This window comes from Rhizobium sp. SYY.PMSO (assembly GCF_046840415.1).
GTDB lineage: Bacteria > Pseudomonadota > Alphaproteobacteria > Rhizobiales > Rhizobiaceae > Rhizobium.
The window spans coordinates 1300399-1314586 of sequence record NZ_CP177350.1; the positions used below are offsets into that span (position 1 = coordinate 1300399).

The following is a 14188-nucleotide window of genomic DNA, read 5'->3' on the forward strand; positions in this document are numbered from 1 at the left end:
GCACCTTGAGGTTTATCATGACTGTCTCTGCCAAGCTCGCCACCGAAGAACCGTCTGCGGACGCCGCGCCATTTTCGCATTTCGCGCCGCCCGTCCGTGCGCAAAGCCCGCTCCGTCAGGCAATCACCGCCGCCTATAGACGTCCCGAAACCGAATGCCTGCCCATGCTGGTCGAGGCGGCCACCTTGCCGGAAACCACGCGCGAGGCTGCAAAGAAAACGGCGAAGACGCTGATCGAGGCCTTGCGCGCCAAGCACAAGGGCGATGGGGTCGAGGGACTGGTGCAGGAATACTCCCTGTCGAGCCAGGAAGGCGTCGCGCTGATGTGCCTCGCCGAAGCTTTGCTGCGCATTCCCGACACCGCGACGCGCGATGCGCTGATCCGCGACAAGATCGCCGGCGGCGACTGGAAGTCGCATATCGGCGGCGGTCGCTCGATGTTCGTCAATGCCGCCACCTGGGGATTGGTCGTGACCGGCAAGCTGACGTCGACCGTCAACGAAAGCGGGCTGTCCGCCTCGCTGACGAGGCTGATCGCGCGATGCGGCGAACCGGTCATCCGGCGCGGCGTCGACATGGCCATGCGCATGATGGGCGAGCAGTTCGTGACCGGGGAGACGATCGACGAGGCCCTTCGGCGCGCCCGCACGCTCGAGGCAAAAGGCTTCCGCTATTCCTACGACATGCTCGGCGAAGCCGCCACGACGCACGCCGACGCCGAGCGCTACTATCGCGACTATGAAAATGCGATCCACGCGATCGGCAAGGCATCGGCAGGCCGCGGCATCTATGAGGGGCCGGGCATTTCCATCAAGCTTTCAGCGCTTCATCCCCGCTATTCGCGGTCGCAGACCGAAAGGGTGATGGGCGAGCTACTGCCGAAGGTAAAGGCGCTGGCCCTGCTCTCCAAGGGCTACAATATCGGCCTGAACATCGACGCGGAAGAGGCCGACCGGCTGGAACTGTCGCTTGATCTGCTGGAGGAGCTTTGCCTCGATCCCGAGCTTTCCGGCTGGGACGGCATCGGCTTCGTCGTGCAGGCCTATGGCAAGCGCTGCCCCTTCGTTCTCGACTTCATCATCGATCTTGCCCGCCGCTCCGGGCACCGCCTGATGGTCCGCCTCGTCAAGGGCGCTTATTGGGACGCCGAGATCAAGCGCGCGCAGCTCGACGGCCTGGAAGGCTTCCCCGTCTATACCCGCAAGATCTACACCGATGTCTCCTATGTCGCTTGCGCCCGGAAGCTGCTTTCGGCGACCGATGTGGTCTTCCCGCAATTTGCCACCCACAATGCGCAGACGCTGGCCACGATCTACCAGATGGCCGGAAACGATTTTTCCGTCGGCAAATATGAATTCCAATGCCTGCACGGCATGGGCGAACCTCTCTACGAAGAGGTCGTCGGCGCCCAAAAACTCGGCCGTCCCTGCCGTATCTATGCGCCCGTCGGCACCCACGAGACGCTGCTCGCCTATCTCGTCCGGCGCCTGCTGGAGAACGGCGCCAACTCGTCCTTCGTCAACAAGATCGCCGATCCTGCCGTGCCCGTGTCCGAGCTGATCGCCGATCCGGTCGAGCGCGTGCGAGCAATGTCCGTCGTCGGCGCGCAGCATGACAAGATCGTCCTGCCCGCCAACCTGTTCGGCAATGCAAGGCAAAATTCCGGCGGCGTCGATCTGTCGAACGAGACCGAGCTCTCCAACCTGTCCGCGCAATTGCAGGCCTCCGCCGCCAAGGATTGGAGCGCAAGGCCGCTGCTCGCGGATGGCTCCGAACGCGGAACGGCCCGCGCGGTCCTGAACCCCGCCGACCATGCCGACGTCGTCGGCCACGTCTCCGAGCTCGAACCGCAGGATACGGCCGATGTCATGCGGCTCGCGGCTGCGGCCTCGGAGCGCTGGGCAGCCGTGAGCCCGGACGAGCGCGCCGCCATGCTGGAGCGTGCCGCCGATCTCATGCAAGGCGAAATGCCCGCCCTTGTCGGCCTGACCATCCGCGAGGCCGGCAAATCGGCCGCAAATGCCGTCGGCGAAATCAGAGAGGCGATCGACTTCCTTCGCTACTACGCCACGCAGGCGCGCACGGTGCTGAAGCCGGAAAGCGTTCCGCTCGGCCCCGTCGTCTGCATCAGCCCCTGGAATTTCCCGCTGGCGATCTTCACCGGCCAGGTTGCAGCCGCGCTGGTCGCCGGCAATCCCGTCGTCGCCAAGCCGGCCGGCAACACGCCGCTGATTGCGGCCCAGGGTGTCCGCATCCTGCATGAGGCCGGCATTCCGCGCGAGGTGCTGCAATTTGCCCCGGGCAGCGGCAGAATGGGTGCCGCCCTCGTCGGCGCGCCGGAGACCGCCGGCGTCATGTTCACCGGCTCGACGGAAGTTGCCCGCCTGATCCAGGCGCAGCTTGCCGAACGCCTGTCCAGGTTCGGCAAGCCGATCCCCCTGATCGCCGAAACCGGCGGCCAGAACGGCATGATCGTCGACTCCTCCGCCCTTGCCGAACAGGTCGTCGGCGACGTGATCGCCTCGGCCTTCGATAGCGCCGGGCAGCGCTGCTCGGCATTGCGCGTCCTTTGCCTGCAGGAAGAGGTGGCCGACCGCACGCTGACGATGCTGCGCGGCGCGCTTCGCGAGCTGTCGGTCGGAAAGACCGATCGGCTTGCCGTCGATATCGGCCCGGTGATCGACGATAACGCCAAGCGCGGCATCGATGAGCACATCGAGCGCATGCGCAAGCTCGGATGCAAGGTCGAACAGCTCGATCTTCCCGCAGCCGCCGCCAAGGGTACTTTCGTCGCTCCGACCATCATCGAGCTGAAGAAGCTCGGCGACCTTACGAAAGAAGTATTCGGCCCCGTTCTCCACATCATGCGCTACAAGCGCAAGGGGCTGGACAAGCTCATCAACGAGATCAATGCCTCCGGTTATGGCCTGACGTTCGGCCTGCATACCCGGCTCGACGATACGATCGCCCACGTTACCGAGCGCGTGCGCGCCGGCAATCTCTACGTCAACCGCAACATCATCGGCGCGGTCGTCGGCGTGCAGCCTTTCGGCGGCCGGGGTCTTTCCGGTACCGGCCCGAAGGCAGGGGGGCCGATGTATCTGCGCCGCCTGGTCGCCTCCCCGACCGAGCCGCTGCGCGACGCCTCGGTGCAAGACGATTCCGCCGCACGGCAGTTCGTCGCCTGGCTCGAAAGCAAGGGTGCTGCGGACGCGGCCAAGCAGGCGCGTGCCGTCGCCGCCCGTTCGTCTCTGGGCTTCAATGTCGAACTCCAGGGCCCCGTCGGCGAACTGAACCTCTACGCGCTGCATCCGCGCGGCAGGATCCTCCTCGTTCCGCAGACTGCGCTCGGGCTGCACGTCCAGATCGCCGCGGGGCTTGCCACCGGCAATGCCGTCGTCATCGATGCCGCGTCTGGCTTGCAGGACGAACTTCGCAACCTGCCGGCGCAGGTCGCGAACCGCATCTCCTGGACGAAGGACTGGGCAGCGGACGGGCCATTTTCCGGAGCTCTCATCGAAGGGGATTCCGAGCGGGTTCAGCACGCGATCAAGGCAATTTCAGCTCTTCCCGGCCCGCTGGTTCTCACCCAGGCGGCCTCGAGCGGAGAAATCGCCGCGAGTGCCGATGCCTATTGCCTGAACTGGCTGCTCGAGGAGGTGACGACATCGATCAACACCGCGGCAGCCGGCGGCAATGCCAGCCTGATGACGATCGGATAACATCGGCAGCAATGCCAAACCTCCGTGGCGGCCGGACCCAAATGGTTGCGGCCGTCACTTCCTGCTCTCACATTTCACATTCGGTATCTCACCTATCTATAGAATTTAATTCGATTTCTTTACTTGCTTCCATATACAGGGAGCTGAACCGCTCCTAGCGTTTCAGTGGCTTGACAAACCGATCGCCCAAGCCAATCATATGCTCATGAATATGTTCGGATCTTACATCGCGTCCTGCACGACGCACCGGATCGTCCCCATCGCGGGACAGTAACCCCGGCTCGGCTTCCGCCCGGGTACGGGGCTTTTCCGAAGTTCATCATTCCTCATTTTTACAGTTTTCTTGCGACGGTCGGAATCCGGCGAGAGACGCATCTGGCGAGCAAGGTCTCGGGTGGTATCATGTCACATGAAATTTCCAGTCTCCCTGGGAGCAAGCCCAGAATACTCATCGGCCGGGAAGACCACGATCGGCTTACTAGGCTCGCGAGCGCGGTCGCCGAGCGCTCCCCCGATATTGCGGAGGAGCTTCTGGTTGAGCTCGACAGGGCGGAAGTGGTCGAAACCGGCGACCTCCCAGCCGGCGTCGTTCGCATGGGTTCCTCGGTGGCATATCGCTCAAACGACGGTCAGCAACGCCGGGTCGTGCTCGTTTACTCGGGGGAAGCGGATATCTCGGTCGGGAAAATCTCCATTCTGACGCCGATCGGCACGGCGCTGATCGGCCTTTCCGCCGGTCAATCGATCGACTGGACGGCGCGTGACGGGCACCGTCACCAACTGACTGTTATCAACGTTGAAAACCCGGAACCGGTAACGGGAAAGAATGGCTGACTGCGGGATCGGCGACAGGAAACCTTCAAAGCATTCTCCCGGTCGGCCCAAGTCATCGGTCGGCACATCGCGATAGACAACACCATTCCACGGCGACGCGTCGTGCTTGATCCTGTCGCGATAATTTGAGAATGAAAATTGCTTTTTGTTCTCGTTTTCGCAATTATGGCGCAAACAGGTAGTCAAAAGCACCACGGCCCCGAGGTGGCAATGCTACCGGTAACGGAACGGTGCCATGCCCATACAGAGATTATTCAAGACAGTTGCGGCCGCCAATGGAATTGCGACCGACAAGGCTTTCGGGGCGGTGACGCCCCCGCTCTACCTCTCCAGCAATTTCGCGTTCGCCACGTTCGAGCAAGGCCAGGACTACGAGTATTCGCGGGTTGCCAATCCAACCCGCGACATTCTTGCCGATACGCTGGCCAAGCTTGAGGATGGAGTCGGTGCGGTGGTGACTTCGTCGGGAATGTCGGCACTCCACCTGCTGCTCAGCCGCGTCGGGCCGGGTGGCCTGGTGATCGCTCCGCATGATTGCTATGGAGGCACGCATCGACTTCTGGCTGCCCTGAAAGAACGCGGTCAAATCGACGTCGAATTCGTCGATCAGGGCGATAGCGCCGCTCTCAATGCCGCCTTCGGGAAAGAGCCGCAATTGGTGCTGGTGGAAACGCCGAGCAACCCGCTGATGCGCGTCGTCGATATCAGCGCGATCGTTGAGCGGGCAAGGCAAGGGAAAGCGAAGGTCGCGGTCGACAATACGTTCCTCTCGCCCGCGCTTCAGCAACCATTGCGCCTCGGCGCCGATTATGTCGTCCACTCGACAACGAAATACCTGAATGGCCACTCCGATGTCGTCGGCGGGGCGGTGATCGCCGCCGACCCGGCCGAAGCAGAGGCGCTCGCCGCCTGGGCGAACACCACCGGCGTGACGGCCTCCCCCTTCGATTCCTACCTGACCTTGCGTGGCGTGCGGACGCTTTTTGCGCGGGTTGAACGCCAGCAAACCTCCGCTCTCGCCATCGCCCGTTTTCTTGAGCAGCATCCAAGGATAGCGGCAGTTCACTATCCGGGCCTCCCTTCGCATCCGACGCATGATATCGCGGCACGCCAGCAGTCGGGTTGGGGTGCGATGCTCAGTTTTGAATTAAAGGATGGCCTTCACGGAGTGCGGTCCTTTGTGGCGGCGCTCGATGTTTTCACGCTGGCGGAATCGCTTGGAGGCGTCGAAAGCCTGATCGCGCACCCGACGACGATGACACATGCGGGAATGGGCCCGGAGGCGCGCAGGATTGCAGGCATCACAGACGGGTTGCTCAGAATGTCCGTTGGATTGGAAGCCGAGGAGGATTTGATCGCCGATCTCTCTCAAAGCCTCTCCGCAATAGGCTGAAGAATGCGGCGGACGCGCCCCGGCGGGAAAGCCGGGGCATCACCCGGACTTTCGCCGATCAGGCGGCCTGATTCTGGAGCCGATCAACCGGAAGGGTGCGCGCGACGGCGCTGAGAAGATCGGTCTGCGAGATCAGGCCAAGGATATTCAGGCCGGCATCGACAATGATGACGGCGTGCGTGTGGCCGTCGGTCAAGGTCGGAAGCAGGCCCAAGGCCCTGTCCTGCGCCGAGGCGGTCGCTGCGGGAGATATGTAGTCCTTGAAGGAAACCGACGCCTGTGCAAGCTCGCGCAGTCCCAGCGTCCCGATCAGACGCCCATCACCGCTCTTGACCGGAAGGGTGCGGATATTGTGCTTTAGCAGCAGCGCAAGCGCCTCATCGGTCGTACCGCCTTCTTCGATCGATATGACATCTCGTGACATGATGTCACGGCACAGGATTTCGCCCTTGGAGCGCAGCAGCGATTCGAATTCCACCTGCCGCAGCAGCTTGCCCAGGTCCTCGCGGTCGATGTCGAAGGTTTCATCGAGGTTGACCAGCGCGGCGTCGATATCCTGCTCGTTGAAGCCGACACGGCGGCTGGGCGGCAGGTCCGACGTGCCATGGACATTCGCCGGCACCGCCACCGAGACATGCGGATAGGACCGGCGCGACAGCCTGTGAAACGCAACTCCCAAAGCCACGAGGACGCAGGAGTTCAGGCCAACGGGAACCAGCGGAAAGAGCAGCCCCCAGTGCGCCACGGCCGGCCCGCCGAGCACGGCGGTCAGCGCGGCGGCCCCGCCGGGCGGATGCAGGCTGCGGGTAAACGACATCGCCCCGATCGCCAGCGAGACGCCGACGCCGATGGCGATGACCGGATCGTGGATCACGCTGGCGGCAAGCACGCCCATCAGCGCCGAGATCGTATTGCCTCCGATGATCGACCAGGGCTGGGCAAGCGGACTGGCCGGGACCGCAAACAACAGGACCGCGGAGGCGCCCATCGGCGCGACGATGAGCGGGAGGTCGGCGCCGTCTCCAAAGAAATAGCCGCCGATCATGCCAGTCAGGGCTATGGCGATCAGCGCTCCCAGGCAGGCTAGAAGCCGCTCTCGAAGGGTCGCTCCGGCGAGAATGGGAGCGAAGAGTCGAAAGCGTGTTCTTGCCGGCTTCGACTGCGGATCCAGTGAGGACATAAAGGCACCTATGTAAATGGGAATGGAATTCGTTTTCGGATCGAGCGCTATCGAAGCGCGTGGCTCGATGCGGGGCGATCGGCCAGGAGCGCCTGATGAAAAAGATCAAAGACCGACGACCGATTGTCTTTCCGGCAAATCAACAGGGTTTCGACCGCTCCAAGCGGGCGCGTCTTGATGCCGGTCGGCCAATGCATCATGTCGAGCACCGATTGCGGCATCACCCCAACGGCGTGACCGGCAACCACATTGGCCAGGATTGCGTGATAAGACGTCACTTCGACGGTCCGCAGGGGGCGGGTCTGCCGAGCCCAGTGCTCGGCGATGCGGCGATAGGTGCAGCCGGGCTCCAGTGCCGCAAGTGCGTCCAACCGAATATCGGCCGCGGTTTCCACGCCGGGATGGTTCGGGGGTAGAACAAGCAGCAGATCTTCCTGATAGACAGGCTCGACATCCAGAAGATCGAATTCCTCCTTGGGTTCGGCAGCATCGGAGAGACCGTTCGGGACGCGCGCAATCAGGGCGCAGTCGATTTCTTCCGAGACGACGCTTCGGGTCAGTTCGCGCGTCGCACCGACCGTCAATCGCAACGAAATCGCCGGATGCTCTTCGCTGAACTCCCGCAGCACCGAAGGCAGGCGGCTGGCCGCCGTGCTCTCCATCGTGCCGAGGCGTAATATCTTGGCCGGCCCATGCGGCCTGAGCGCATCTCTTGCTTCCGTCGCAAGCGTCGTCAGCCGGTTCGCATAGGAGCGGAAAAGCCGCCCTTCCCGCGTCAGCGTCATCTTCTTGCCGTCCCGGCTGAACAGGACAACGCCGAGTTCGTCTTCCAGCGCACGGACGCGATTGGTGATGTTCGACGGCGCACGGCCGACGATTGCCGCCGCCCGGGTGACGCTCGATTGCTCTGCGACAACCAGGAAAATTTCGAGGGCCGTGAAATCCATTGTCACTCGACTATGAGAATTAAGATGCCATATTATTCTCGATCTCGAAATCACAATCAAGGTCGTCGGGAGGATCGGTTTTCGAAGATTCGGTGCCGGCGGAGAAAGAATGCGCTCGTGTCGATCAAGGATGAGGAAGACGAACCCCGCGACTACGCATCGCCAGCCTGTTTCATGCACGAGGTCGACCCGGCCTATATGGGTCTGGCGCCGTCTGGCCATTCACGTCCCTGGATCACCGGATGGCGCAAGGGTGAGCGCCAGCGCCTGATCGATGCCCGGCGGGATCTCTCCGCCGCGGATCGTGAAGCTCGAACCGGCCGGATTCGAGCGGCATTGGACAGTGTTCTCGAAGACATCGCCGGCAAATCGGTGAGCGTCTATTGGCCGTTCCGCGGCGAGCCCGATCTTCGCGGCTGGATGGCTTCGCTGAATGACCGCGGCACGGTCTGCCTGCTTCCGATCGTCACGGAAAAAAGCAAGCCGCTGACATTCCGCTCCTGGCGACGCGGCGAAAAACTTGGCCGGGGCGTGTGGGACATACCCATTCCAGTCGATGGTGAGGAAATGACCCCGGACATCGTCATCGCTCCGCTGGTCGGCTTCGACGATGCCTGCTTCCGTCTCGGTTATGGCGGGGGCTTTTTCGACCGGACTTTGGCCGCCCGCAATCCGCGCCCCCTGACCGTCGGCGTCGGATTTGCGCTGCAATATATTCCGACCATCCATCCTCTGGAGCACGACATCTCGATGGATATCATCGTTACGGAGAACCAGGTGCGTTTCCGAAAGGGCATCGATGGGAGCAGCGGCGAACGCCCTCAAGACAGCAGATATGGATTGGATAAGTGAGTTCCCGCGCATCGGCCCGATCTTGAACAAGGCTCGGCACCTCGCGACGGCCGGTTCATTTCGGGCGATAGAACCCCAACGCTTGTCAGTCCGGGTTTCGAGTGGCATTGGTCGAAAACCTCGGATCACATACAAGCGGCGTTCAAATGAAACTCGATGCAATCGACATGCGAATACTGGATGCCGTTCAACGCGATGGCCGCATCACCAAACTCGCGCTTGCCGACAAGGTTGGACTATCGCCCACGCCATGCTGGCTTCGCCTGCGAAAGCTGGAAAAGGCAGGTATCATCACCGGCTATCACGCGCATCTGTCGTTGCGCCGGCTGGCGCCGATCGCCAGCGTCATGGTCGAGCTGACGCTGGCCAATCACCGCCAGGCCGACTTCGAGCGCTTCGAGCGGGCGGTCGCGGTGGCTCCGGAGATCGTTGCCTGCTGGGCGGTCGGCGGCGGTGTCGACTACATTCTCAAGATCATGTCGGCCAACATCGACGCCTATCAGCGCCTGATTGACGATCTCCTCGATCGTGATCTCGGCATCGAGCGCTATTTCACCTACATCGTGACCAAGACGGTGAAAGAGGAAACGGCACTGCCGGTTGCCGACCTGCTTTCTGCGCAGAAGCCCGGCAACGAATAGAGAAACTCTCTACCGGCGCTCTTTTCTTTAGCGTCTTTCTCTCCTGCGCCCGCCGGTAATGGACAATCTCTCGCGGCGTTCCGTGACAGCATTGCGGCATCTGGAAAGAGAGACCCGACCATGACCGCGCTCCACGCTCGCGCTACCTATCATGAAGCCCTGTCGAGGCTGAACGACCGACACTTGCTGCGAGATCTTTCCTATGTCGCCGGCCGCTGGGTCGCCGGCAAGGCCAATCAGAGCTTCAAGGTCAGCGACCCCTCATCGTCCGCGACGCTTGCCTGGGTCGCCAACCTCGACAGGGACGAGGCCGTCGGCGCTATCGGCGCTGCGGCGGACGCTTTTGCCGCCTGGCGCTCGCTCCTGCCGCAGCAGCGATCCTCGATCCTGCGCAGATGGTTCGAGCTGATGCTCGACGCGCGCGAAGATCTGGCGCTTATCATGACGCTGGAACAGGGCAAGCCGCTAGCCGAATCGCGCGGCGAGATCGACTATGCCGCCGGTTTCATCGAGTGGTACGCCGAGGAAGCCAAGCGGCTCAACGCCGAGAGCGTGACAAACCACCTGCCCGACACCGAAATGATCGTGCGCCGGGAGCCCCTGGGAGTCGTCGGGATCGTCACGCCCTGGAACTTTCCCGCCGCCATGATCACGCGCAAGGCCGCTGCCGCTCTCGCTGCTGGATGTACCGTCGTCGCCCACCCGTCGTCGGAGACGCCGCTATCGGCGCTTGCGCTTGCGGAACTCGGCGAACGCGCCGGCCTGCCGGCCGGTGTCTTCAACGTGCTGACCGGCGACGCGGCAACCATCGTCGGCGCCTTCTGCGACGATCCCCGGGTACGGGCATTGAGCTTTACCGGCTCCACTGGCATCGGCAAGCTGATTGCCGGCCAATGTGCCTCGAGCATGAAGCGGCTGGTGATGGAACTTGGCGGCCACGCGCCGCTGATCGTCTTCGACGACGCCGATCTGGACCGGGCCGTCGACATCGCCATCAATGCCAAGTTCGCGACCTCGGGTCAGGATTGTCTGGCCGCCAATCGCATCTTCGTTCAACGCCCGATCATGGATGCCTTCGTCGCTGCCTTCGGCAAACGCATCGCAGCCCTCAAGGTCGGCGGCGGACTGGCGGACGCCGTCGATATCGGCCCGCTCATGCATGAGCGCGCCGTCGCCAAGGTCGAGGAGCATGTGGCCGATGCCTTGCGCCATGGCGCAAGGCTTGTCACCGGCGGGAGACGTCATCCGGCAGGGCCGCTGTTCTTCGAGCCGACATTGCTCGCCGATCCTTCGCCGGATGCGCTGATCATGCACGAGGAAACATTCGGACCGGTCGCGGCAGTGACACCCTTCGACAGCGAGGATGAAGTCGTCACCCGCGCCAACGATACGGAATACGGCCTCGTCGCCTACGTCGTGACGAAAAACGGCGCGCGGCAGATGAGGCTCGGCCGGGCGCTGGAATACGGCATGGTGGCCATCAACCGCGTGAAGATCACGGGAGGTCCGATCCCCTTCGGCGGCTGGAAGCAATCCGGTCTCGGCCGGGAGGGTTCCCGCCACGGCATCGAGGCCTTCACCGAACTCAAATACCTCTGCGTCGACACGACAGACTGACGCGCCCAATACAGAAGAAGGAAACCATCAAATGCTGGACAAGCGCAACGAACTGAACGCCTGGGACAGGGACCATTTCTTCCATCCCTCGACCCATATGGGAATGCATGCGCGCGGCGAAACCCCGACCCGCGTCATCGCAGGCGCGGAAGGCGTCCACATCACCGATACCAACGGCAGGAAAAGTCTGGACGCCTTTGCCGGCCTTTATTGCGTCAATGTCGGCTACGGCCGCCAGAAAATCGCCGACGCGATCGCCGAGCAGGCAAAGAATCTCGCTTATTACCACGCCTATGTCGGCCACGGCACGGAAGCCTCGATCACGCTTTCCAAGATGATCATCGACCGCGCGCCCACAGGCATGAGCCGCGTCTATTTCGGCCTCTCCGGCTCGGACGCCAACGAGACCAACATCAAGCTCATCTGGTATTACAACAATATCCTCGGCCGGCCGGAAAAGAAGAAAATCATCTCGCGCTGGCGCGGCTATCACGGCTCGGGCGTCATGACGGGAAGCCTGACCGGACTGGAGCTCTTCCACAATGCCTTCGACCTGCCGCGCGCGCCGATCCTCCATACCGAAGCGCCCTATTTCTTCCGCCGCGCCGATCGATCGATGGACGAGGAACAATTCGCGCAATATTGCGCCGACAAGCTGGAGGAGCTGATCCTTGCGGAAGGCCCGGAAACGGTGGCCGCCTTTATCGGCGAACCGATCCTCGGCACCGGTGGCATCGTTCCGCCGCCGAAGTCCTATTGGCAGAAGATCCAGGCCGTTCTCGACAAATACGATGTCCTGCTGGTGGCTGACGAAGTCATCACCGGCTTCGGCCGTCTCGGTACGATGTTCGGCTCCGACCATTACGGCATGAAGCCGGATCTGATTACCATCGCCAAGGGCCTGACGTCGGCCTATGCCCCGCTTTCGGGCAGCATCGTGTCCGACAAGATGTGGCAGGTGCTGGTGCAGGGGTCCGACCAGCTCGGCGCCATCGGTCATGGCTGGACCTATTCCGCTCATCCGATCTGCGCGGCCGCCGGCATTGCCAATCTCGAACTGATCGACGAACTCGGAATCGTCGCGAATGCCGGTTCCACCGGCGCCTATTTCCGCTCGGAGCTTGCCAAGGCCGTCGGCGATCACAAGCATGTCGGCGATGTGCGCGGCGACGGATTGATGGCCGCGGTCGAACTCGTCGAGGATAAGGACGATCGCAAATTCTTCGATCCCGCCAAAAAGATTGGCCCGCAGGTCGCGGCGGCGCTGCTTGAGCGTGGCGTGATCGGCCGCGCCATGCCGCAGGGAGACATTCTCGGCTTTGCGCCGCCTCTGTGCCTGACGCGCGAGGAGGCCGATACGGTCGTGAAGGCGGCGGCCGACGCCATAAAGAGCGTATTTTCAAAACTCTGATCGGCGTCCGGCCGCAAGAGCCACTTTGCCTTGAAACCGGATCGCGCTGCCGTCTGTTGACAATGAGTAGCGCGATCCCATTTCCTCATCGCCACGCCGCATCGAATGGTGTACATGGATTTCCGAAATTGTACCGGATCAATCCATGTATCGTCATGATTCAAAAGGCCAGGACAATAGCGCCTGGAAACCCGTCCTTCAGCATCGCAAGGGCGTGACCAAGCATAAGCTGCTTACCGACAAGATCATTGCCGATATCGATGAAGGCATTCTGCCGGTTCATGCGCAGATGCCGACGCATCGCGATCTCGCGCATGCGCTCGGAATATCGGTGCAGACCGTGAGCCTGAGCTACAAGGAGGCGGAGCGCCGGGGTTATCTGCGCGGAGAAATCGGGCGCGGCACCTTCGTACGCAGCCGCGTTACCGAGCGCGCAGACAGCTTCATGCTCGATCGCGATCCAAGCGGCAGCGCCGATCTCTCCATCATCCGGGCCGTCTATACCGAGGCGCATGAACGGGCAGCCCGCGACCTCATGCAGGCCCTCGCCGAAAGCGACAACAGCAGCTTCATGCGGCCGTGCCGTCCGATCGCCGGCCTCGACGCGCATCGTGCTGCAGCGCAATCCTGGCTGGCACGCCTGTCCGTCAAGGCCGATCCCGATCGTATCCTGATCACGAATGGCGCCGCCCACGGCCTCTTTCTGGCCGTGGCTTCGGTCGTGCGACCCGGCGAAGTGGTCCTGACGGAAAACCTGACCGATCACGGCATCATCGGCCTTGCCAATGTGCTGGGGTTCACCCTGCGCGGCCTTGCGACCGATCACGAGGGCATCCTGCCGGACGCGTTCGAGGCCGCCTGTGCCGTCGGGGACGTGACAGCGCTGGTCATCATTCCCTCGCTTGGCAATCCCACCAGCCATGTCATGGGCGTGGAGCGCCGGCACGCGATTGCCGACATAGCCCGCCGGCACGGCATCTTCGTCATCGAGGACGAAGTCTACAAGCCCATGCTGCGGGATCCCCTGCCCTCCATGCCGGACCTTTTGCCGGAACTGGGTTTCTTCGTCACGAGCTTTACCAAATCGGTCATGACCGGGTTGCGCATCGGCTATCTGGTCGTCCCTGCCCACTATTCCATCCGCGCCGCATCGATCCTCCGCGTCACCGGATGGAGCGCCACCAATGTCGTTGCGGAAATGGCCTCGCGCTGGGTTCTGGACGGCACGGCCGACACGCTGATCGCCGTGCAGAGAAGCGAGGCCGAGGCGCGGCAGGCGATCGTGTCGGAGGTGATGACCTCCTTCGTCGCCGGCAGCCATCCGCTGTCACTGTGCGCGTGGCTGTCGGTTCCCGAGCGCTGGACCGAGGAGGGCCTTGTGCGCGCATTGGCCCGCAAGGGCGTCGCCGTCACGCCGTCCGATCCATTCGTAGCAGGCGGAGAGCGGCCGGTCGGCGGCATTCGCATCTGTCTCGGCGGCCGCCTGTCCCACTCCGCCCTCCGCTCGGCGCTCGAAACGGTTCGCGGCGCCTTCGAGCAGCTGCCTCCCGTTTTCGATGTGGGCTCTATCGTTTAAGATCGCGGCGGAACG

10 protein-coding genes are annotated in these 14188 nt (G+C 62.7%); 8 read left to right on the forward strand and 2 right to left on the reverse strand.

The genetic code is table 11. The features are described 5' to 3' along the window. Window positions 1-17 precede the first annotated feature (17 nt). The 3 genes from putA to metB all read left to right on the forward strand — a co-directional run bounded on the left by putA (window position 18) and on the right by metB (window position 5949). A complete protein-coding gene (gene putA, locus ACJJVH_RS24305; protein ID WP_412065380.1) occupies window positions 18-3722 on the forward strand; it encodes a trifunctional transcriptional regulator/proline dehydrogenase/L-glutamate gamma-semialdehyde dehydrogenase in 3705 nt (1234 codons plus the stop codon). A gap of 402 nt (window positions 3723-4124) precedes the next feature. Beyond that, the gene (rnk, locus tag ACJJVH_RS24310) at window positions 4125-4556 is read left to right on the forward strand and encodes a nucleoside diphosphate kinase regulator (RefSeq protein ID WP_113357636.1); all 432 of its coding nucleotides are present in this window, start codon (window positions 4125-4127) and stop codon (window positions 4554-4556) included. Window positions 4557-4791: 235 nt separating this feature from the next. Further along, window positions 4792-5949: a cystathionine gamma-synthase gene (gene metB, locus ACJJVH_RS24315; RefSeq protein ID WP_412065381.1), complete on the forward strand. Its 1158-nt coding sequence runs from the start codon at window positions 4792-4794 to the stop codon at window positions 5947-5949. A gap of 58 nt (window positions 5950-6007) precedes the next feature. Here metB and ACJJVH_RS24320 read toward each other — a convergent pair whose 3' ends face one another. Then, window positions 6008-7129 (reverse strand): HPP family protein, encoded by a 1122-nt coding sequence (locus tag ACJJVH_RS24320; RefSeq protein ID WP_412065382.1) that lies wholly within the window; start codon window positions 7127-7129, stop codon window positions 6008-6010. A gap of 47 nt (window positions 7130-7176) precedes the next feature. Next, complete coding sequence (locus tag ACJJVH_RS24325; RefSeq protein WP_412065383.1) at window positions 7177-8076, reverse strand: LysR family transcriptional regulator; 900 nt, start codon at window positions 8074-8076, stop codon at window positions 7177-7179. A 117-nt stretch (window positions 8077-8193) separates the two neighbouring features. Here ACJJVH_RS24325 and ACJJVH_RS24330 point away from each other — a divergent pair, with 117 nt between their 5' ends. The 5 genes from ACJJVH_RS24330 (at window position 8194) to ACJJVH_RS24350 (ending at window position 14173) form a co-directional block, all read left to right on the forward strand. After that, window positions 8194-8928: a 5-formyltetrahydrofolate cyclo-ligase gene (locus ACJJVH_RS24330; protein WP_412065384.1), complete on the forward strand. Its 735-nt coding sequence runs from the start codon at window positions 8194-8196 to the stop codon at window positions 8926-8928. 146 nt (window positions 8929-9074) lie between these two features. Further along, window positions 9075-9569, forward strand: a complete 495-nt coding sequence (locus tag ACJJVH_RS24335) for an Lrp/AsnC family transcriptional regulator (protein ID WP_113434945.1) — start codon at window positions 9075-9077, stop codon at window positions 9567-9569. 120 nt (window positions 9570-9689) lie between these two features. After that, window positions 9690-11186 carry an NAD-dependent succinate-semialdehyde dehydrogenase gene (locus tag ACJJVH_RS24340; protein ID WP_412065385.1) on the forward strand — a complete coding sequence of 499 codons (1497 nt, stop codon included), beginning with the start codon at window positions 9690-9692 and terminating at the stop codon, window positions 11184-11186. A gap of 31 nt (window positions 11187-11217) precedes the next feature. Next, a complete protein-coding gene (locus tag ACJJVH_RS24345) occupies window positions 11218-12597 on the forward strand; it encodes an aspartate aminotransferase family protein (protein ID WP_412065386.1) in 1380 nt (459 codons plus the stop codon). A gap of 145 nt (window positions 12598-12742) precedes the next feature. Beyond that, window positions 12743-14173, forward strand: a complete 1431-nt coding sequence (locus tag ACJJVH_RS24350; protein ID WP_113357643.1) for a PLP-dependent aminotransferase family protein — start codon at window positions 12743-12745, stop codon at window positions 14171-14173. Window positions 14174-14188 lie beyond the last annotated feature (15 nt).